The 19,993-nt window shown below is 69.2% G+C and carries 17 protein-coding genes; 11 read left to right on the forward strand and 6 right to left on the reverse strand.

The window, feature by feature from the left end; genetic code table 11:
* Positions 1-85 precede the first annotated feature (85 nt).
* Entirely contained in the window at positions 86-4,243 is a 4,158-nt protein-coding gene (locus tag ACIBG8_RS28455) for a HAMP domain-containing protein (RefSeq protein ID WP_397345999.1), read from the forward strand.
* Positions 4,244-4,245: 2 nt separating this feature from the next.
* Positions 4,246-4,875, forward strand: a complete 630-nt coding sequence (locus ACIBG8_RS28460; RefSeq protein ID WP_397346000.1) for a two-component system response regulator — start codon at positions 4,246-4,248, stop codon at positions 4,873-4,875.
* Here the strand turns inward: ACIBG8_RS28460 and ACIBG8_RS28465 are convergent.
* Both ACIBG8_RS28465 and ACIBG8_RS28470 read right to left on the reverse strand, forming a co-directional pair.
* Entirely contained in the window at positions 4,872-6,131 is a 1,260-nt protein-coding gene (locus tag ACIBG8_RS28465; RefSeq protein ID WP_397346001.1) for an NYN domain-containing protein, read from the reverse strand. The two genes, ACIBG8_RS28460 and ACIBG8_RS28465, sit on opposite strands and share 4 nt — an antisense overlap.
* A gap of 184 nt (positions 6,132-6,315) precedes the next feature.
* Entirely contained in the window at positions 6,316-8,673 is a 2,358-nt protein-coding gene (locus tag ACIBG8_RS28470) for a sigma-70 family RNA polymerase sigma factor (RefSeq protein WP_397346002.1), read from the reverse strand.
* 144 nt (positions 8,674-8,817) lie between these two features.
* Here ACIBG8_RS28470 and ACIBG8_RS28475 point away from each other — a divergent pair, with 144 nt between their 5' ends.
* Both ACIBG8_RS28475 and pyrE read left to right on the forward strand, forming a co-directional pair.
* Positions 8,818-9,540 (forward strand): hypothetical protein, encoded by a 723-nt coding sequence (locus tag ACIBG8_RS28475; RefSeq protein WP_397346003.1) that lies wholly within the window; start codon positions 8,818-8,820, stop codon positions 9,538-9,540.
* Positions 9,537-10,070 carry an orotate phosphoribosyltransferase gene (pyrE, locus tag ACIBG8_RS28480; protein WP_397346004.1) on the forward strand — a complete coding sequence of 178 codons (534 nt, stop codon included), beginning with the start codon at positions 9,537-9,539 and terminating at the stop codon, positions 10,068-10,070. The genes ACIBG8_RS28475 and pyrE overlap by 4 nt, the downstream gene beginning before the upstream one ends.
* Here pyrE and ACIBG8_RS28485 read toward each other — a convergent pair.
* On the reverse strand, positions 10,045-10,458 hold the full coding sequence (locus ACIBG8_RS28485; protein WP_397346005.1) for a hypothetical protein: 414 nt from the start codon (positions 10,456-10,458) through the stop codon (positions 10,045-10,047). The two genes, pyrE and ACIBG8_RS28485, sit on opposite strands and share 26 nt — an antisense overlap.
* Positions 10,459-10,495: 37 nt before the next feature.
* The gene (locus ACIBG8_RS28490; protein WP_397346006.1) at positions 10,496-11,218 is read right to left on the reverse strand and encodes a DedA family protein; all 723 of its coding nucleotides are present in this window, start codon (positions 11,216-11,218) and stop codon (positions 10,496-10,498) included.
* Positions 11,219-11,312: 94 nt separating this feature from the next.
* Between ACIBG8_RS28490 and fbaA the strand changes: the two genes are divergently transcribed.
* The 4 genes from fbaA to ACIBG8_RS28510 all read left to right on the forward strand — a co-directional run bounded on the left by fbaA (position 11,313) and on the right by ACIBG8_RS28510 (position 15,267).
* Entirely contained in the window at positions 11,313-12,317 is a 1,005-nt protein-coding gene (gene fbaA / locus ACIBG8_RS28495; RefSeq protein ID WP_397346007.1) for a class II fructose-bisphosphate aldolase, read from the forward strand.
* Between the two features lie 34 nt (positions 12,318-12,351).
* Positions 12,352-12,762, forward strand: coding sequence for a DUF3151 domain-containing protein (locus tag ACIBG8_RS28500; protein ID WP_397346008.1), 411 nt, complete (start codon positions 12,352-12,354; stop codon positions 12,760-12,762).
* Between the two features lie 78 nt (positions 12,763-12,840).
* Positions 12,841-14,124, forward strand: coding sequence for an adenylosuccinate synthase (locus tag ACIBG8_RS28505; RefSeq protein WP_397346009.1), 1,284 nt, complete (start codon positions 12,841-12,843; stop codon positions 14,122-14,124).
* Between the two features lie 237 nt (positions 14,125-14,361).
* Positions 14,362-15,267 (forward strand): glycerophosphodiester phosphodiesterase family protein, encoded by a 906-nt coding sequence (locus ACIBG8_RS28510; RefSeq protein WP_397346010.1) that lies wholly within the window; start codon positions 14,362-14,364, stop codon positions 15,265-15,267.
* Here ACIBG8_RS28510 and ACIBG8_RS28515 read toward each other — a convergent pair.
* Positions 15,239-15,577: a winged helix-turn-helix transcriptional regulator gene (locus ACIBG8_RS28515; protein ID WP_397346011.1), complete on the reverse strand. Its 339-nt coding sequence runs from the start codon at positions 15,575-15,577 to the stop codon at positions 15,239-15,241. The two genes, ACIBG8_RS28510 and ACIBG8_RS28515, sit on opposite strands and share 29 nt — an antisense overlap.
* Before the next feature lie 60 nt (positions 15,578-15,637).
* On the opposite strand from ACIBG8_RS28515, the gene ACIBG8_RS28520 reads away from it, so the two are divergent.
* Positions 15,638-16,177, forward strand: a complete 540-nt coding sequence (locus tag ACIBG8_RS28520; protein ID WP_397346012.1) for an NADPH-dependent F420 reductase — start codon at positions 15,638-15,640, stop codon at positions 16,175-16,177.
* Here the strand turns inward: ACIBG8_RS28520 and ACIBG8_RS28525 are convergent.
* Positions 16,174-17,283, reverse strand: coding sequence for a magnesium and cobalt transport protein CorA (locus tag ACIBG8_RS28525; protein WP_397346013.1), 1,110 nt, complete (start codon positions 17,281-17,283; stop codon positions 16,174-16,176). The genes ACIBG8_RS28520 and ACIBG8_RS28525 overlap by 4 nt on opposite strands.
* Positions 17,284-17,916: 633 nt before the next feature.
* Here ACIBG8_RS28525 and purD point away from each other — a divergent pair.
* The gene (purD, locus tag ACIBG8_RS28530; protein ID WP_397346014.1) at positions 17,917-19,134 is read left to right on the forward strand and encodes a phosphoribosylamine--glycine ligase; all 1,218 of its coding nucleotides are present in this window, start codon (positions 17,917-17,919) and stop codon (positions 19,132-19,134) included.
* A complete protein-coding gene (locus tag ACIBG8_RS28535) occupies positions 19,131-19,958 on the forward strand; it encodes a phosphoribosylaminoimidazolesuccinocarboxamide synthase (RefSeq protein WP_397346015.1) in 828 nt (275 codons plus the stop codon). The genes purD and ACIBG8_RS28535 overlap by 4 nt, the downstream gene beginning before the upstream one ends.
* The last annotated feature ends 35 nt before the right edge of the window (positions 19,959-19,993 follow it).

Here is a 19,993-nt window from a genome sequence, read left to right on the forward strand (position 1 = left end):
GTAAATCCAAGGACAGGACTATGACCTTCTCATCGTGACAGACTTACATCACTCGCGGCGGCACCCCGTGGGTGAAGGAGGCTCCATGACCACGGCAAGGACGGCGCCAGCAGCAGAGGAGAGGACATATACGGAATCGGACCTCATCCCGATTCTGGAGACCCTCTTCTCCTGGCGCGACGGCGACTTCCGGCGCCGGGTCCCCCACGCTCCGCCAGGGATTCTCAGCGAGGTCAGGCTCCTGCTCAACGAGGTGGCCGACCGGCGCGAGCACCTGGCCAACGAGCTGACAAGGGTGCGCAGGGAGGTTGTCAAGGAGGGCAGGTTCGGCGAGCGGCTGACACCGGGCCCCGGCGTCGGCTCGTGGTCGGAGAGCGTCGAGTCGGTCAACACGCTGATCGACGCGCTCGTCAGCCCCGTCAGCGGTGCCGCTGACGTCATCGACGCCGTCGCCAAGGGCGATCTGACCCGCCGCATCGACCTCGACCGGTCTGCCAGAGGCGAGGTGCGCCGCCTCGGCAAGGCCATCAACGGCATGGTCGACCAGCTCTCGCTGTTCAACTCCGAGGTGACCAGGGTCGCCCGCGAGGTCGGCACCGAGGGCAGGCTCGGCGGCAGCGCCAACCTGCGCGGCATGTCCGGGTCCTGGCGCGACCTCACCGAGGCCGTCAACACCATGTCCTCCCGCGTGTCCGCCCAGGTGCGCGACATCGCGGTGGTGACCACGGCGGTGGCCAAGGGCGACCTGTCGCGCAAGGTGACCGTCGACGCGGTCGGCGAGATGTTCGAGCTGAAGAACACCGTCAACACGATGGTCGACCAGCTCTCCGGCTTCGCCGAAGAGGTGACCCGAGTCGCCCGAGAAGTGGGCACCGAGGGTCAGCTCGGCGGCCAGGCCCAGGTCAGCGGCGTGTCCGGGGTCTGGAAGGACCTCACCGACAACGTCAACTTCATGGCCAACAACCTGACCGTCCAGGTGCGCAACATCGCGACCGTGGCGACGGCGGTCGCGCAGGGCAACCTGACCAAGAAGATCACCGTCGACGCGCAGGGCGAGATCCTTCAGGTGAAGGAAACCCTGAACACGATGGTCGACCAGCTCTCCTCGTTCGCCGACGAGGTGACCAGAGTCGCCCGCGAGGTGGGCACCGAGGGCAAGCTGGGCGGCCGCGCCGAGGTGAAGGGCGTGTCGGGGGTCTGGAAGGACCTCACCGACAACGTCAACTCGATGGCCAACAACCTGACCTACCAGGTGCGCAACATCGCCCAGGTCACCACGGCCGTCGCCAACGGCGACCTCACCCGCAAGATCGACGTGGACGCCCAGGGCGAGATCCTGGAGCTCAAGTCGACCATGAACACGATGGTGGACCAGCTCTCCTCCTTCGCCTCCGAGGTGACCCGAGTCGCCCGCGAGGTCGGCACCGAGGGACAGCTCGGCGGCCAGGCGCAGGTGCGCGGCGTGTCCGGGGTCTGGAAGGACCTCACCGACAACGTCAACTTCATGGCCAACAACCTGACCGTGCAGGTGCGCAACATCGCGGCCGTGTCCACCGCCGTGGCCCAGGGCAACCTGGCCAAGAAGATCACCGTCGACGCGCAGGGTGAGATCCTCCAGCTCAAGGACACCCTGAACACGATGGTCGACCAGCTTTCGTCTTTCGCCGACGAGGTGACCAGAGTCGCCAGAGAGGTCGGCACCGAGGGACAGCTCGGCGGCCAGGCGCGGGTGCAGGGCGTGTCCGGCGTGTGGAAGGACCTCACCGACAACGTCAACTTCATGGCCAACAACCTGACCTCCCAGGTGCGCAACATCGCCGAGGTCACCACGGCCGTCGCCAAGGGCGACCTCACCCGCAAGATCGACGTGGACGCCCAGGGCGAGATGCTCGCCCTGAAGACCACGCTCAACCGGATGGTCGACCAGCTCTCCTCCTTCGCCTCCGAGGTGACCCGAGTCGCCAGAGAGGTGGGTTCCGAGGGACAGCTCGGCGGCCAGGCCCGCGTCGAGGGCGTCGAGGGCACGTGGAAGCGGCTCACCGAGTCGGTGAACGAGCTGGCCGGCAACCTGACCACCCAGGTGCGCGCCATCGCCACCGTCACCAGCGCCGTGGCGCGCGGCGACCTCACCAGGTCCATCGCAGCCGAGGCGCAGGGCGAGCTGGCCGAGCTCAAGGACAACATCAACTCGATGGTGTCCAACCTCCGCGAGACCACCCAGGCCAACCAGGAGCAGGACTGGCTGAAGTCCAACCTGGCCCGCATCTCCCGCCTCATGCAGGGACACCGCGACCAGGTCGAGGTGGCCAAGCTGATCATGACGGAGCTGACGCCGCTGGTCTCGGCGCGCTACGGCGCCTTCTACGGCGTCGACCCCGGCGGCGACCACGACCTCATCCTCATCGGCGGCTACGGCGTACGGCCGGACCGCAGCCCGCGCCAGACCTTCGCCATGGGCGAGGGCATCGTCGGCCAGGCGGCGGCCGAGGGGCGCTCGATCATCCTCGACGACGTGCCCGCCGGGTTCATCACGATCGACAGCGGACTGTCGCAGTCGACGCCCGCGCAGATCGTGGTGCTGCCGATCCTGTTCGAGAGCCGCGTGCTCGGCATCCTCGAACTCGCCTCCTTCACCCCGTTCGGCGAGGTGCACCTCGACTTCCTGACGCAGCTCGTCGAGACCATCGGCGTCACGATGAACACCATCATCGCCAACTCGCGCACGGAAGACCTGCTGACCGAGTCGCAGCGACTCACCCGCGAGCTGCAGGAACGTTCTGACGAGCTGCAGCGCCAGCAGGAGGAGCTGCGCAGGTCCAACGCCGAGCTGGAGGACAAGGCGGCGCTGCTGGCCAAGCAGAACCGCGCGATCGAGATCCAGAACTTCCAGATCGAGCAGGCCCGACGCACCCTGGAGGAGCGCGCCGAGCAGCTCGCCGTCTCCTCGCGGTACAAGTCGGAGTTCCTGGCCAACATGTCGCACGAGCTGCGCACGCCGCTCAACAGCCTGCTGGTGCTGGCCAAGCTGCTCACCGAGAACGCCGAGGGCAACCTGACCTCCCAGCAGGTCGAGTTCGCCCGCACGATCCACGGCGCGGGCACCAACCTGCTCCAGCTGATCAACGACATCCTCGACCTGTCCAAGGTCGAGGCGGGCCGCATGGACATCCACCCGACGCAGCTGTCGCTGCCCAAGCTGGTCGACTACGTCGAGGCCGCCTTCGCCCCGCTGGCCCAGGACAAGGGGCTGGCGTTCGTGGTCGAGGTCGACGCCGACGTGCCGCAGGAGCTGCTGACCGACGAGCAGCGCCTGCAGCAGGTGCTGCGCAACCTGCTGTCCAATGCGGTGAAGTTCACGCCCAAGGGCGAGGTACGGCTACGCGTCATGCAGGCGCCGATCGAGGTCGACTACGACGACGAGACGCTGCGCGACGCGGGCGACGTGATCGCCTTCAAGGTCATCGACACCGGCATCGGCATCGCCCCGGACAAGCGGGAGGTGATCTTCGAGGCTTTCCGCCAGGCGGACGGCACGACCAGCCGCAAGTACGGCGGCACCGGCCTCGGCCTGTCGATCTGCCGCGAGATCGCCCGCCTGCTCGGCGGCGAGATCCACGTCGACAGCGAGCTCGGCAAGGGCAGCACCTTCACGCTCTACGTGCCGCCCAACTACGCCGGCCCGCTCGACCCGCGTCCCGCCGTCGCCAAGCCGCAGCCCGTGATCCCGGTCGAGGAGCCCGCGGTCACGCTGCCCGACCCGCCCATGCCGCTCGACCTGCCGCTGCCGGAGCTCATCTCGCCCGGCGACGGGCAGAAGTGGGTGGGCCACGACCCGCTGTCCGAAGCCAAGATCCTCATCGTCGACGACGACATCCGCAACGTGTTCGCACTGACCAGCGTCCTCGAACGGCACGGCGCCACCGTGGTCTACGCGGAGAACGGGCGTGAGGGCATCGAGCAGCTAGAACGCAACGAGGACGTCGCCCTGGTCCTGATGGACATCATGATGCCCGAGATGGACGGCTGGGCCACCACGTCGGCCATCAGGCGCATGCCGCAGTTCGCCGACCTGCCGATCATCGCGCTGACCGCCAAGGTCATGCGCGGCGACCGCGAGAAGAGCATCGCCTCCGGGGCGTCCGACTACGTGCCCAAGCCGGTCGACGTCGACCGCCTGCTGGAGCGCCTGCGCGGCTGGCTCAGCCGCGGGCGCGCCACGGCAGAAACCCCCGAAGGGTCGTGACGATGTCGGACAGAGCCAAGATCCTCCTCGTGGATGATCGCGAGGAGAACCTGATCGCCCTCGAGGCCATCCTGAGCTCGCTCGACCTGGTGCCCGTGCGGGCCAGGTCGGGTGAGGAGGCGCTGAAGGCGCTGCTCAGCACCGAGTTCGCGCTGATCCTGCTCGATGTGCGGATGCCGGGGATGGACGGGTTCGAGACCGCCGCGCACATCAAGCGCCGGGAGCGGACGCGCAACATCCCGATCATCTTCCTGACCGTGGTGGACAGCGCCCCCGACTACGCCTTCCGCGGCTACGCGGCGGGCGCGGTCGACTACCTCACCAAGCCGTTCGACCCGTGGGTGCTGCGGGCCAAGGTGCAGGTGTTCGTCGAGCTGTACAACATGAACAAGCGGCTGGCCGAGCAGGCATCGATGCTCCGCGAGCGGGTCTCCGGGGAGTTGCCACCGGGCACGACCGACCGCGCCGCCGTACTCCCCGAGCTCGTGCGGCGGCTGGCCGCGGTGGAGGAGGAGCTCGCCAGGGTGCGCGAGCTGGCCGGCAAGTCGCCGGACCAGGCGCTCACGATCCCGCTGGAGAACCTCTCCGAGCGGGTCGGGCACCTGCGCTCCGGGTTCGACGCGCTCAACTAGCGGCGGGCCCGCTCCAGGGCGTCCCAGAAACCGCGGCGCAGCGCGTGGCGCACCTCGTCGTGCAGCAGGAAGTCGATCGGCAGCGACGAGCCCTGCAGCAACCGCGCCTCCAGGTCGGACGGCATGCGCGGCTTGCGCGCCAGCACCGCCTCCAGCCACAGCGCGGGCGCGTCACGGGCGACGGACTCGCCGAAGTCATGGCCCTCGCGGTGCGCCGCCTTCACGGCGTCGGCCAGCGTGGTGGCGCTGGCGTTCTGCGCGGGCGGCGGTGAGACGGGCGCGGCCTGCGGCCCAGTGTAGCCGGACAGCTGCGACGGCTGCTGCTGTGCGGGCGGCGGCTGGTAGGTGCCCGCGGACGGCGAGGCGAACTGGCCCGTCGTCTGCGGGATCGGCCCGGTCACGTTGTGCGGCGGCGGTGGCGCGGGAGCGGGCTGCTCCTGCTGGTAGCTCGGGTAGGCGGGCAGCGCAGGCGGCGGCGGCGCAGCATGGCTGCGCGAGGGCCCGTTGGAGCTGGGCTGCGGGGACTGCGGCAACGGCTGCGGCAGCACGTTGGGCTGCGACAGCGGCTGGCTCTGGGTCGGCGCGTTGGCGATCTGGTTGTTGCTCGGCGGGGACGGCTGCGCGGGCGGCGGCGGCAGCGGCGCGGGCGGCGGGCTCAGCGCGGCGTGCGCCGCGTGGCCGTTGCTGACCGGCTGGTGCCCGTTGGAGGCTTCTGCGGAGCCCGAGACGAGGTTGACGTAGGGGCGAAGGTGCCCGCCGCCGATCTCGATGAGGTCGTCGCTCTCCTGGCGCAGCGAGCGGGACACCGCCCAGCTCCCGTCGGCCGTGATGTGCACGACGGTCACCCGGATGCCGAGGTCCTGCGCGTCGCAGACGACCTGCGCGAGGTCCTCGTCGCCGCTGACCACGACCGCGTCGCAGATCGCGCTGTTGCGCGCCAGCGTCATGAGGTCGCGGTGCACCTGGGCGTCGACGCCCTCGCGGCGGCCCGGCCGGATGCGCGACAGGCGCAGCTTGAGCCCGGGGATGTCGGCCAGCGCGTCGTGCTCCGGCGTGCGGCGGCCCTCTACGGTCGCCTCGTACCAGTAGCACCGCAGCAGCGGCAGCCCCGTGCGCTCGCGCGACAGGTTGGTCATCAGTTGCAGCAGCCCCGGGTAGTCCCAGGAGACTGCTTCGCGATGGCGGGTCCCATGTACGGCCATCGCGCCGTCGGCCAGCAAATAGCCAGCGTCCACGAACAGCGCGCAGCGATCCACGCGACACCGCCCCTTTCTTGGTGGCCCGACCTTCTGGCTCTGCACCGTCAGAGCCGGACTCGGCGGCCCTATATCAGGGTAATGAAGCAGGTGATCGTGCGAGGGTTAATCCCGACGATTCGCCCCTCGCCCGACCCAATGTCAGAGCATTCACGCAGACCGTACCAGTTTGTCCTGTTCGCGGTCACGACCGTGCTGGAACGCTCACCGCGGCGGCGCCGAACAGCACGACGTCGCGTTTCGTCACCAGTCTGAGCACGGGTTTCGCGCCCAGAATCGTCCTTAACGTGTCCACGTCCACACCGAACGTCAGCCGCGACGCCCCGTTGGACGAGCTGTCGAAGACGTTGCCCCGATTGCGGTCACCGCCGTCGGGAGTCAGCGCCCCTGAACCCAGGGAGACCTTGTCGCCGGTGAGGTCGGCGTCGCCCTCCCAGGTCACCAGCTCCAGCCTCGCCGCGCTGGCGGTCGGGAAGATCCCGCCGAGCGGCATCTCCACCGTGCCGGCCGCTCCCCCGACCACCGTAGCCGAATCGAGGACGACAGCTTGGCTGTACGGCTGAGCCGGGTCGGTGACGATCACCACCAGGCTCCAACCCGCGTGCTGCGACACCCCGGCCAGCATGGGCGCGTCAGCCGCCCACCACGTGCCCCTGCCACGCGCGTCGCTCACCAGCCCGGTGACGTCGGCGAACGCCTGGTAGGCAGGCCCTGACGGCAGCTCGCGCACGGTCACCTCGTCCGGTTTGATGGCGAGGTAGCGTTTGCGGCCCGGCGGTTTCAGCTTGATCGGCCCGGCCGCTTTGATCCCGGCCGACCAGTAGAGCCCCGCCCACACGACCTGCCCGCCCTGGGGCGCCTCCAGCCTGGCGGCGCTCGAGGCCTTGGTGGTGTCGTCGTCGTCGAGGTCGAGCGGCTGCATCGGCCACAGGTCGTTGTCGCGCCTGTGCCCGCCGCGCTTCCTCGTTTCGGCGCAGCCGTCCCGCTCCTGCGGGCAGGACAGCAGCGCGTTGCCGACCGCCCTGACCGTCACCTTGCCGTCGGTGGCGAACCTGGCGGGCGCGCCGGCCGAGCTCACCCCTGCCTGGGCCCGCGCCCTCAGCTTCACCCCGCCCGCGTCGATCCGTACGGTGGGACCGCCGCCCTCGGGGGCGTGCGGCGCGACGTACACGCGCAGGAACACCGCCGTCGCCCGCCCGGCGGCCAGCGCGCGCCTGGCGCAGTTGGCGCCGTGCCCGGTGGGGCGGCACGACCAGCCGTCGACCGTGCCGACCGGGTCGACGATCGCGCCGAACCCGTGGCCGCGTGCCCCTCCGGGCACCACGGTCACGCCCGGCGGCAGCTCGACGGCGGCGTGCAGCTCCTTGGTCGCCCCCTTGCCCGAGTTGCGCAGCCGGAGCGCGACGATGCCCGGTTTGGCGCGCACCAGCGAGCCGAGCGGGTCGATGGTCGCGGTCAGGTGCGCGATGCCCGGCGGCTTCTTCACCGGCTTGGGCGTGGGTTTGACCGGGGTGGGGGTCGGCTCGGGCACCTCCTGCTTGACCGGGTCGCTGGGCGGCGGTTGCGCCGAGGCCGACGGCAGGGCCGCGGCGGGTTCCTTCTTCTTGATCGGCTCCTCGCCGGACACCAGCATGAGGACGGCGGCGGCCGCCACGGCGACAGCCGTACCTCCTGCCACGGCCGCTTGCTGCTGCTTGGGGGCGCGGCGGATCCAGCCGAGCGCGTGCAGGAGGCCGGAACCGCCGCCTGCCGCCGCTCCCGCCTTGGCCATGGCGGCCGCGTAGGCGGCGAAGACCGGGCCTGCGTACAGCGGGCCGACGATGACGCGCAGCCCGGCGTTGACGTCGGTCAGCTCCATGAAGACCGACTTGCACTCGACGCAGTCGCTCATGTGCTCGTCGACGACGCGGCTGTCGCGCCTGGCGAGCCCGCCTCTGACGTAGGCGCCCATCTTGCCCAGCACGGGGCGGCACGCCTGCTGGGGCGTGTTGGCCAGGTGCATCTGCAGGTATGCCTGGCGCAGGCCCTCGCGCGCCCGGTAGGCGAGCGCGGCGACGCCGTTGGCCGACAGCCCGAGCATGGGCGCGACGTCGGCGGGTTTGGCGTTCTCGACCTCGGTGTGCCAGAGCACCGCGCGCCACCGGTCGGGCAGCGAGAGGAACGCCTTGGCGATGAGCGACTTCTCCAGCCCGGTCAGCGCCGGGTCGACGAAGGGCACGCCGGGGTCGAACGCCTCGATCTCGCCGGTCGTCACGTTGCGGCTCTCGACCCTGGTGCGGTCGTAGACCGTGCGGCGCACGACCGTCAGGAGGTAGGGGCGGAATCCGGCTTCCGGACCACCTCCCCTGCCGACCAGGTCGAGGATCTTCGTGAACGCCTCGGCGACGACGTCCTCGACCTCGGCCTCGCCTCTGACGAGTCCCCTGGCCAGGGCGCGTGCGGCGGCGATGTGACGTTCGTAGAGCTCGCCGTAAGCAGCCGCATTGCCGCTTCTGACCGATTCAAGTAGCTCCGCATCACTTTGCGGCGATTCTACACTCATAGTGACCTCACGATTACGCGGGGTTGCCCTGGCGAATCATTCCGCATTCCGCGTCATGACTAAACCGAAGTCACGTCTTTGCCTTTGAAACCGGAAAGAGCCCGGGCGAAAACCCTCGCGCCGACGGGCTCTTAAGGAGGACGGATGGATGAGGAGACTCCCGGATCACTGAGCGCCCGCTGGCGCACCAGGAGCCTGGCCGCTGGGTGGGCCATGCCAGAGGACTGGTGGACGCCGGCGGTGGACCAGGCGATCCGGGCAATACACGCGGGTGGTGCCGTGAACAGGGGCCACGACCTCACCCGCGCGTGTTCGGCACTCGGCGGGGCGCGGGCACGCGCCGGCGTCGGGATAGCGGAAGGGATGAACGACCTCGCGGCGCTCTTCAGGGAGCTGGGCAAGGGCGACCCGCCGTTCGCCGCGCTGCGCTCGTTCGCGGCCGGCTGGACGGAGGCGAGCTTCGCGCCGATCACCGAGCTGCGCTGCGAGGACCCGCTGACCGGTCTCATGACGGCCGCGTACCTGCGCACGCGGCTGGGCGAGCTCTACCGCGAGACCGGTCCCGCCGTGCACCGCCTGGTGGTCGCGGAGCCGTACCACCGGCTGGCCGAGCTGTCCGAGCGGCTGGCGACCGTCCTGAGCCTGGCCCAGTGCGTGCGCGAGACCTTCACCGAGGGTCAGACGCTCGCGCTACTCGGGCCGGTGCGGGTGGGCGCGCTCACGCGCGCCTGCTGCGACCTGACGCCGCGCGTGGCGCGCCTGCGCGGCTCCAGGATCGGGTACGGCAGGCAGCCCAGGGTCACCGTGCTACGCCTGCCGGGCAGGTACGACGACGCCCTCGGGCTCCTCACTAGGCTTGGAGCATGAGCGATCGTGAGAGCCTGCTGTCCGAGATCCACAACAAGGCCGTGGTGCACGGCAAGGTGGTGCTTTCCTCTGGCCTGGAGGCCGATTTCTACCTCGACCTGCGCAGGATCACCCTCGACGGGACCGCTGCCCCGCTGATCGGCCGCGTGATGCTCGACCTGACCGCCGATCTCGACTACGACGCGGTCGGCGGGCTCACGCTCGGCGCCGACCCGGTGGCGCTGGCCATGCTGCACGCCGCCGCCGCGCGTGGCCGGGAGCTCGACGCGTTCGTGGTGCGCAAGGCGCAGAAGGCGCACGGCATGCAGCGCAGGATCGAGGGCCCGGAGATCAAGGGCAGGCGGGTCCTGGTGGTCGAGGACACCTCCACGACCGGCGGCTCCCCGCTGACGGCGGTGGAGGCGGTGCGCGAGGCGGGCGCCGAGGTCGTCGCCGTGGCGACGGTCGTCGACAGGGGCGCGGCGGCGAAGATGGCGGCGGAAGGCCTCGAGTACCGCACCGCCTTCACCCTTGGCGACCTGGGGCTCTGACGGTGAAGTCCGCGCGCTCGCCCGGTTTGCCGGGCGGGCGCGCCGTGCCGTTCTCCGTCACCTGGACGGTGCCGGCGTCCTCGATGACGACGTCGATCTCCGGCTCGAAATATCTGATCTCGTCGCCGAGCGCCATGTCACCGTTGTAGAGCACCTGGCCGCCGGGCACGCGGAGCACCACGTGCGGGCAGACGTCGGCCTCGCAGACGACCTTCACCGTGGGCATGGGCATCTGCGAGGAGCTCGGGCTCGCCACCGGCTTCTCCGGCGGGGGCGTCTCCGCCCGGTTGAGAAGGGCGATCGCGCCCACGACCAGCAGCGCGACAACGGCCAGCCCGATCAGCGCCAGGCGGGCGATGCTCTTCGGATCAGATCTGTGGCGTCCCACATGCCGGAGCGTACCCGCTGGTAACCGGGCGTTCCCCTTACCGGTCCACGCGGTGGTGCTTGCCCGTGGGCGCGGGCGGCTCGAGGCCCGCCTTGCGCGCCCGCCTGCTCTTGATCGCCTCGAAGACGATGGGGATCAGCGAGATGGCCACGATGAGGAAGACGCCGGGCAGGATGTACTTGTCGATCTTCGTGGGGTCGACCTTGCTGCCCAGCCAGTGGCCCAGCAGGATCAGGCCCTCGACCCAGACGACGCCGCCGATGACGTTCCAGATGAAGAAGCGCTTGGAGCTCATTTCGAGCACGCCGGCGACGGGGTTCATGAACGTGCGCACGATCGGGACGAAACGCGCGAGGACCACGGCGCGGGCGGGGCCGAACTTGTTGAAGAACTCCTCGGCGCGGTCGACGTGTTCCCGCTTGAAGAGCTTGGAATCGGGCTTGTCGAAGAGCCTGCGGCCGAATCGCTTTCCGAGGAAATGGCCGAGCTGCGCGCCCGCGATCGCGCACAGCGGCGCGCCGATCAGCAGGGCGGGGAAGGACAATGGCTCGATACTCGTGCCTGCCGACGCATTCATTCCTGCGGCGACCGAGGCCGAGCTGAAAATCCCCGCTGCCACCAGGAGTGAGTCCCCCGGCAGGAAGAAGCCGAGCAACAGGCCCGTCTCGGCGAAGATGATCGCCAAAACACCGACCGTCGCGAAGGCCCCGAGAATGGTGAGCCACCACGTCGGGTCGAGGATGTTCCACAGCCAGTCCACAGAGTGAGCTTACCGGGCGTTATCACTACCACGGGGGGTAGCGACCCGAGATACTGGCATGCGCGCAAGCCGTTCTTTCTCAGGGAGATGAATCATGCCTATCGCCACCCCAGAGGCCTACGCCGAGATGCTCAACCGGGCCAAAGCTGGCGGATTCGCCTACCCGGCGATCAACGTGACCTCGTCGCAGACGTTGAACGCCGCGCTTCGCGGTTTCGCCGAGGCCGAGAGCGACGGCATCGTCCAGGTCTCCACCGGCGGCGCCGACTTCCTGTCCGGCACCACGATCAAGGACATGGTGACCGGTTCCGTGGCGCTCGCCGCCTATGCGCGCGAGGTCGCCAAGAACTACCCGGTCACCATTGCGCTGCACACCGACCACTGTCCCAAGGACAAGCTCGACGGCTTCATGCGGCCGCTCATCGAGCTGTCGCTGGCCAGGGGCGGCGACCCCATCTTCCAGTCGCACATGTGGGACGGCTCCGCCGTACCCCTTGAGGAGAACCTCGCCATCGCGCAGGAACTTCTCGAGAAGTGCAAGCGCGCCAACATCGTCATGGAGATGGAGATCGGCGTCGTCGGCGGCGAGGAGGACGGCGTTGTCGGCGAGATCAACGAGAAGCTCTACACCACGCCCGAGGACGCGCTGGCCACCGCCGAGGCCGTGGGCCTGGAGGGCTACATGCTCGCCGCCACCTTCGGCAACGTGCACGGCGTCTACAAGCCTGGCCACGTCAAGCTGCGCCCCAGCGTGCTCAAGGAGATCCAGGACGCCGTCGGCGCCAAGTACGGCGTGGACAAGCCGTTCAACCTCGTCTTCCACGGCGGCTCGGGCTCGGCGCTGGAGGAGATCCACGAGGCGATCTCCTACGGCGTGGTGAAGATGAACATCGACACCGACACGCAGTACGCCTTCACCAGGCCGATCGCCGACCACATGTTCCGCAACTACGACGGCGTGCTCAAGGTCGACGGCGACGTCGGCAACAAGAAGGTCTACGACCCGCGCTCGTACGGCAAGTCGGCCGAGACCGGCATGGCGGACCGGGTCAAGCACGCCTGTGAAAACCTCAAGTCCGCTGGGACAAAGATCTCATAGCCACATTCACGGCCCGGCGGGTATGACTTGTCGTATGGATAACCTTCTCGCCGGGCCGCCCCCGACTCACCTGCCGGACCTGCCCGAGGCCAGAGAGGCCCTCGAATCGGGGGTCAAGGCCGCCGACGTCGCCGCCCGCTTCCCCGCCCACCCGGCGGCGTGGGCGACTCTCGCTGAGGAATACTTCGCGAAGGGCCACGCGGTCACGTCGTACGCGTTCGCCAGGACGGGCTACCACCGCGGGCTCGACCAGCTGCGCCGCGCCGGCTGGAAGGGCCACGGGCCGATCCCCTGGGAGCACGAGCCCAACCGCGGATTCCTGCGCTGCCTCTACTCGCTGGCCAAGGCCGCACAGGCGATCGGCGAAAAGGACGAGGCAGAAAGGTGCATGCAGTTCCTCAAGGACAGCAGCGTCACGGCCTATGACACTTTGTCCGGGAACTGACGTCCGGTAGTCTCTCTACGCAAGAGCCCCTGTCGCACTTGCGCCAGGGGTTTTCGTTTTTGCGCGGGAGAGATAACCATGCCGGCAGTCGTTGTCTTGGGCGCCCAGTGGGGCGATGAAGGCAAGGGGAAGGCCACCGACCTGCTCGGCGGCGCCGTCGAGTACGTGGTGCGCTACCAGGGCGGTAACAACGCGGGGCACACGATCGTCATCGGCGACCAGAAATATGCCCTGCACCTGGTGCCCACCGGCATCCTGTCGCCGGATGTGGTGCCGGTGATCGGCAATGGCGTGGTGATCGACCCGGGCGTGCTGCTCGGGGAGCTGGACGCGCTGGCCGAGCGCGGCATCTCCGCCGAGAAGCTGCTGATCTCGGCGAACGCGCACCTGATCATGCCCCACCACAAGGCACTGGACAAGGTGACCGAGCGGTACCTGGGCAAGGCCAAGATCGGCACGACCGGGCGCGGCATCGGGCCCGCCTACGGCGACAAGATCTACCGGATGGGCATCCGGGTGCAGGACCTGCTCGACCCGGGCATCCTCGCGCAGAAGATCGAGGTCGTGCTGGGCGAGAAGAACCAGATCCTCACCAAGGTCTACAACCGGCGCGGGATCGACGCGGAGAAGGTCGTCGAGGAATACCTCGGCTACGCGGAGCGCCTCAAGCCACACATCGCGGACACGTCGCTGGTGCTCAAGCGGGCGCTCGACGAGGACAAGTTCGTGCTGCTCGAAGGCGGGCAGGGCACGCTGCTGGACATCGACCACGGCACCTACCCGTTCGTGACGTCGTCCTCGCCCACCTCGGGCGGGGCGTGCGCGGGCGCGGGGATCCCGCCGAACCGGCTGACGCGGGTGATCGGCATCCTCAAGGCGTACACGACGCGCGTCGGGTCGGGGCCGTTCCCGACGGAGCTGACCGACGAGATGGGCGACTGGCTGCGGACCACGGGCGGCGAGTACGGCGTGACCACCGGGCGCAACCGGCGCTGCGGGTGGTTCGACGCGGTGATCGCGCGGTACGCGACGCGGATCAACGGCGTCACGGACTTCTTCCTGACGAAGCTGGATGTGCTGTCGGGGTTGGAGCGGATCCCGGTGTGCGTGGCGTACGACGTGGACGGGGTGCGGCACGACGAGATCCCGATGACGCAGACGGACTTCCACCACGCTACGCCGATCTACGAGGAGTTCCCCGGGTGGCAGGAGGACATCACGGGGGCCACGTCGTTCGAGGAGCTGCCCAAGAACGCTCAGGCGTATATCAAGGCGCTTGAGGAGATGTCTGAGGCGCCCATCTCCGCTATCGGGGTGGGGCCGGGTCGCACGCAGACGATCTCCGTACGCTCGCTGGTCTGATCTCCCTTGCGGGGGTCCTCGCCGTAGGGAGCTCCCTTTAGAAACACGGCGGCTCCTTTAGGGGTACGGCGTAGCCGGGGCGGCCATCCACCGACGTGGGTGGCCGTCTTGCTACGTCGGGGTGCCCATACGCTCGCCGCGCTATCGTCGCTATTCGTAGGATTGGGACAAAGGGCGCACAATGCTGCACGGCGTGGCACCGAGGCACGCCCCAGGATGAGAGGTAGGCTCCCCGGCGTGGTAGCTGAGATTCATGGGCATCGTGGCGCCAGGGGCCTGTGGCCTGAGAACACTCTGCCGGGGCTGAGCAAGGCCATGGAGCTGGGCGTGCACGCGCTCGAGTTCGACGTCGCCCTCACCGCCGACCGCAGGCTCGTGCTCACCCACGATCTCACCGTCTCCGCGGTCACCAGCGCCGACACCAAGCCGCTCAGCCACGACGACGAGCTCTACCCCTACGTGGGCAGGCCCATCAACGAGCTCAGCCTGGCCCAGTTGCGTACCCTCGACGTCGGCGTGCGCTTCCCGCGCCACCTCGACGACCCGTTCGCGCTCACCCAGGTCGCCATGCCCGAGACCCGCATGCCCACCCTCGGCGCCGTCCTCGGCCTGGTCAACGCCTACGCGGCCGACGACGTGCGCCTGCACGTCGAGCTGAAGTCCGACCCCACCAGGCCAGGGCTGACCCCCGACCCGCAGGTCTTCACCGAGCTGGTGATCGACGAGCTCGACAGGCACGGCAGGCTGGACGGCTCCGCCATCCTCAGCTTCGACTGGCGCATCGTCACCGCCGCGGCCGAGCTCGCCCCGGCCACCAGGCGGTTCGCGCTGATCGAGGAGGACACGCTGCACTGGCACGGCTGCCTGGGCGACGACATCCCCGCGGCCGCCAAGGCGGCGGGAGCGGACACGATCTCGCCCGAGCACGTGATGGTCGACGCCGGCTTCATGGCCCAGTGCGACGGCGCCGGCCTGGACGTCGCGGTGTGGACGGTCAACGAACCGGAACTCGCCGCCCGCCTGCTCGACCTGGGCGTCTCCGGCATCGTCACCGACTACCCCGACCGCATGCGCGAGCTGTGGCTGGAGCGCGGCCTGGAGCTGCCTTCGCCGGTCAGCCCGCTGCGTCCCGTCGGAGTCTGAGCTCCTGCGCGTCGAGCACCTCGTCGGCGTGCTCGGCCGTCCACTGACCGATCGCCTCGATCGGGCCGAGCAGGCTGCGCCCCAGCTCGGTCAGCTCGTACCCCGCCCGCCCCGGCAGGTGCGCGACCAGGCCGTTGTCCTCCAGCCTGCGCAGCGTCTCGGTGAGCACCTTCTGGCTGATGCCGCCGATCCGCCTGCGCAGCTCGGCGTGGCGGAGGGGGCCATGGCGCAGCGTCCAGATGACGACCGCGTTCCAGGTGTTGGAAAGCAGGTCGAACCCCAACCGGGACTGACAGTCGGCCACGAACACGCACCAAATGGTACCTGTCCACTTCTCTAACGTCGTTGACACACCGACTGAGGAGGACGGATGCGCATCGGCATCTTGGGCACGGGCAACATGGCGGACGCGCTCGGCACGCAGTGGGAGCGGGCCGGGCACGAGGTGGTGAAGGGCGGCAGGTCGGGGCCGGTGAGCCTGGCCGAGGCGATCGAGTTCGGCGAGGTGCTCCTGCTGGCTCTGCCGTACGGCGTCGTGCCGGACGGGCTGCGCCGCAAGGTGGTCATCGACTGCACCAACCCGCTCGGCCCCGAGCTCGTGCCGCTGGGGCGCGCGGCCGAGGAGCTGGCGGCGGTCGGGGCGCGGGTGGTGAAGGCGTTCAACCTGGCCCACGTGGACGTCTGGCGGATGACGCCGCCGGTGTTCGACGGCAGGCCGCTGGCCGTACCCCTGTGCGGGGACGACGAGGAGGCGCTCGCAGCCGTGCGCGCCCTGGTCAGGGACATCGGCTGCGAGCCCGTCGACGCCGGAGGGGTGGACCGGGCGTGGCTGCTGGAGGCCACGGCCGCTTTCGTGATCGGGTTGTGGTTCTCCGGCGCGGACGCGCAGGCGATACTGACGCCGCTCTAGAGCCAGCCGTTGCGGCGGAAGCCGCGATGCAGCAGCACGCAGGCCGTGATCATCACGCCCACCGCCGCAGGGAAGCCCCAGACCTGGCCGGCCACCGGGATGGTGTCGAAGTTCATGCCGTAGATCCCGGCGATCATCGTGGGCACGGTGAGGATCGCCACCCACGAGGAGATCTTGCGCATGTCCTCGTTGGCGAGCGTGTTGGAGCGGGCGAGCGCGGCCTGCAGGGTGGAGTTGGCGAGCTCGTTGGAGGACTCGACCTGCTCGCAGACGCGGGCGAGGTGGTCGCTGACGTCACGGAAGTACTCGCGCATCTCGTTGGGGATGACGCGGCGCTGCGACAGCGCGGCCATCGGCGCCTGGAGCGGCATTATTGCGCGCTTCATCTCCAGCATCTCCCGCTTGAGCTGGTAGATGCGGTTGATGTCGCGGGAGGTGACGTCGGCGAAGACGGTGGCCTCGACCTCTTCCAGCTCCAGCTGCATGAGGTCGGCCACCTGCAGGTAGCGGTCGACGACGTGGTCGGAGATGGCGTGCAGGACCCCGGCCGGGCCGCGGTTCATCAGCTTGGGCTTGTCCTCGAGCTTCTCGCGTACCTCGGTGAGCGGGCAGTGCTCTCCGTGCCGTACGGTCACCACGAAGTCGCCGCCGAGGAACACCATGATCTCGCCGGTCGCGATGATCTCGCTGGTCGCCGTGAGCTCGTCGTGGTCGAGGTAGGCCACGGTCTTCAGCACCATGAACAGCGAGTCGCCGTAACGTTCCACCTTGGGGCGCTGGTGCGCCTTGACCGCGTCCTCCACGGACAGGGGGTGCAGCCCGAACACCTCGGCCAGCCACTCGACCTCGGGCGCGGCAGGCTCGTGCAGACCGACCCAGACGAACGCCTTGGCGCCGTCGGTGTCGGCGTTGTGCTTGCGCACCAGCTCGAGGCAGTCGACGATGCCGTCGGCGCAGATCTTCTTGCCGTTGATGTAGGCGCCGAACTCGACGATGGAGTCGACCGGCGGGATGCAGGCCTCACGCACGGGACGGCTCAGCTGGCGCGAGACGTGCGGCTGTACGGGGTGGCGGTTGGTACGACGGAAGAGAGTGGACGAGCGCATGGCAGTCCCTTTCCGCCCGACATGGCACTTCCCACGCGCGACTAAAGGTCACCTCAATCAAGAAATATGCGTGGAGGCACGATCAGGCTGCCGGATTGGAGTGGTCGGGGGTATGCACGGAGTACGCGTATGAGCGCGTACTGGCCGGATCACCAGGTTTCATCCCGGACCACCTCCAATCGCTAAAGACGCCGCAAAGCCGACCCAACTTACCACAGGCGGCTCAACCAACCTGACGATACTCGCCTGACCGTGTCTTCCTCACGTAGAACTGCACAAAGAATCCGCCAGATTCCCGCACTTCCACCGCACCCGGAGAGCTGACCGCCCTGGGATGGCTGGGCTCCTTTGAAGACCCTTAACGAGGGCCGAACGTGCCTTCCCCAGAAGACTGACCGTCCCGAGGTTGCTGAGCGCTCTTTGAAGACCCACCCGCGAGAGAGACCCCGCGGGTGGGTCCACGGGGAAGGGACCTGCGGAAGGCCCGGGGTTGCCCTCGAAAGGCTCCGGTGGTGCGGCGAGAGGGAAGGAGGTCGTCGGCGCAGGGCGGTGAGGAGCTGTCTCCTGGCTTCGCCGTACCTCTGGAAGGGTCTGGGGGAGAGCATGAGGGCGCGGGCTGCGAGAATGTGGCGCGTGCGCGTTCTTGTGATTGGCTCCGGCGGCCGTGAGCATGCCCTGTGTCGCTCCCTCAGCCTCGACCCCCAGGTTTCCGAACTCCACTGCGCCCCCGGCAACGCGGGCATCGCGGCGGTCGCGACCGTTCACCCGGTCGACGCGACGAACCCGGCGGACGTGGCCGGGCTCGCCCAGCGGCTCCACGCCGACCTGGTCGTCGTCGGCCCGGAAGCGCCGCTGGTGGCGGGCGTCGCCGATGCGGTGCGGGACGTGGGGATCCCCGCGTTCGGGCCCTCGCAGCAGGCGGCGATGATCGAGGGCTCCAAGGCCTTCGCCAAGGAGATCATGAGCGCCGCCGGCGTCCCGACCGCCCGCGCCTACACGTGCACCACCCAGGACGAGGCCCGCGCCGCGCTCACCGAGTTCGGCGCGCCGTACGTGGTCAAGGACGACGGGCTGGCGGCAGGCAAGGGCGTCGTCGTCACCGACGACCTCGACGAGGCGCTCGCCCACGCCGAGGCCTGCGAGCGCGTCGTCATCGAGGAGTTCCTCGACGGCCCCGAGGTGTCGCTGTTCGCGCTCTGCGACGGCACGACGGCCGTCGCCCTGCAGCCGGCCCAGGACTTCAAGCGCGCGCTGGACGGCGACCGCGGGCCCAACACCGGCGGCATGGGCGCCTACACCCCGCTCCCCTGGATCCGCGACAACCTGTCCGACCAGGTGATGAACGAGGTCGTGCACCCCACGATCAACGAGCTCGCCAGGCGCGGCACGCCGTACACCGGGGTGCTCTACGTCGGCCTCGCGCTGACCGCCAAGGGTCCGAAGGTCATCGAGTTCAACGCCCGCTTCGGCGACCCGGAGACCGAGGTGGTGCTCGACCGCCTGGAGACCCCGCTGGCCGGGCTGCTGCTGTCCTGCGCCACGGGCGAGCTGGGCACGCCGAAGCTGACCTACAGGAGCGGCTCGGCCGTCGTCGTCATCGTCGCGGCGGAGAACTACCCGGCCGACCCGGTCAAGGGCGACGCCATCACCGGCCTGGAGCCCACCGAGCACGCCTACGTCCTGCACGCAGGCACGGCGGTGGAGGACGGGCAGATCGTCTCCAACGGCGGCCGCGTGCTCGCGGTCGTCGGCACCGGCCCCGACCAGGCGAGCGCGCGCACGAACGCCTACGAGCTGGTCGGCAAGGTCAAGATGCGCGGCTCCCACCACAGGACGGACATCGCCCGATGAAGCACCTGCACTCCGGCAAGGTACGCGACCTCTACGAGACCGACGAGGGCTACCTGCTGATGGTGGCCTCCGACCGGATCTCGGCCTTCGACTACGTGCTCGAACCCGGCATCCCCGACAAGGGCGCCATCCTCACCCAGATGTCGCTGTGGTGGTTCGACCAGCTCAAGGACGTGGTGCCCAACCACATCGTCCGCACGGGCCCCGACTCGCGCAGCGTGGTGTGCAAGCCGCTGCGCATGGTCCCGGTGGAGTGCGTGGCGCGCGGCTACCTGACCGGCTCCGGCCTGGTCGACTACCGCCGCGACGGCGCCGTCTCCGGCGTCCGGCTGCCCGAGGGCCTGGTGGACGGTTCCCAGCTGCCCGAGCCGATCTTCACGCCCTCCACGAAGGCGGCGGTCGGCGAGCACGACGAGCCGATCTCCTTCGAGCAGGTCGTCGAGCTGGTCGGCGAGGACACGGCCGAGGAGCTGCGCAGGATCACCCTCGCCGTCTACACGCGCGGCGCCGAGCTGGCCCGCGAGCGCGGCATCATCCTGGCCGACACCAAGATCGAGCTCGGCTGGGACCACGACGGCGTCCTCACCCTCGCCGACGAGGTCCTGACGCCGGACTCCTCGCGCTTCTGGCCGGCGGACGGCTGGCAGCCCGGAAAGTCCCAACCCTCCTTCGACAAGCAGTATGTCCGGGACTGGCTGCTGACCGTCTGGGACAAGGACTCCGGCGACGCGCCGCCGCACCTTTCCGACGAAGTGGTGGATAAGACCAGGCAGCGATACCTGGAGGCATACGAGCGGTTGACCGGAGAGCCATTTACCGGGTAGTCACGGGGCGAATCGGCCAGGTAACGCTCCTGTAG

Source organism: Nonomuraea sp. NPDC050556, assembly GCF_044457355.1.
Lineage (GTDB): Bacteria > Actinomycetota > Actinomycetes > Streptosporangiales > Streptosporangiaceae > Nonomuraea.

Excerpts from the sequence above, each read along its gene's own strand:
- ACIBG8_RS28455 (WP_397345999.1), top strand. The coding sequence starts at position 86 with ATGACCACGGCAAGGACGGCGCCAGCAGCAGAGGAGAGGACATATACG.
- ACIBG8_RS28460 (WP_397346000.1), top strand. The coding sequence starts at position 4,246 with ATGTCGGACAGAGCCAAGATCCTCCTCGTGGATGATCGCGAGGAGAAC.
- ACIBG8_RS28470 (WP_397346002.1), bottom strand. The coding sequence starts at position 8,673 with ATGAGTGTAGAATCGCCGCAAAGTGATGCGGAGCTACTTGAATCGGTC.
- ACIBG8_RS28475 (WP_397346003.1), top strand. The coding sequence starts at position 8,818 with ATGGATGAGGAGACTCCCGGATCACTGAGCGCCCGCTGGCGCACCAGG.
- pyrE (WP_397346004.1), top strand. The coding sequence starts at position 9,537 with ATGAGCGATCGTGAGAGCCTGCTGTCCGAGATCCACAACAAGGCCGTG.
- fbaA (WP_397346007.1), top strand. The coding sequence starts at position 11,313 with ATGCCTATCGCCACCCCAGAGGCCTACGCCGAGATGCTCAACCGGGCC.
- ACIBG8_RS28500 (WP_397346008.1), top strand. The coding sequence starts at position 12,352 with ATGGATAACCTTCTCGCCGGGCCGCCCCCGACTCACCTGCCGGACCTG.
- ACIBG8_RS28505 (WP_397346009.1), top strand. The coding sequence starts at position 12,841 with ATGCCGGCAGTCGTTGTCTTGGGCGCCCAGTGGGGCGATGAAGGCAAG.
- ACIBG8_RS28520 (WP_397346012.1), top strand. The coding sequence starts at position 15,638 with ATGCGCATCGGCATCTTGGGCACGGGCAACATGGCGGACGCGCTCGGC.
- ACIBG8_RS28525 (WP_397346013.1), bottom strand. The coding sequence starts at position 17,283 with ATGCGCTCGTCCACTCTCTTCCGTCGTACCAACCGCCACCCCGTACAG.
- ACIBG8_RS28535 (WP_397346015.1), top strand. The coding sequence starts at position 19,131 with ATGAAGCACCTGCACTCCGGCAAGGTACGCGACCTCTACGAGACCGAC.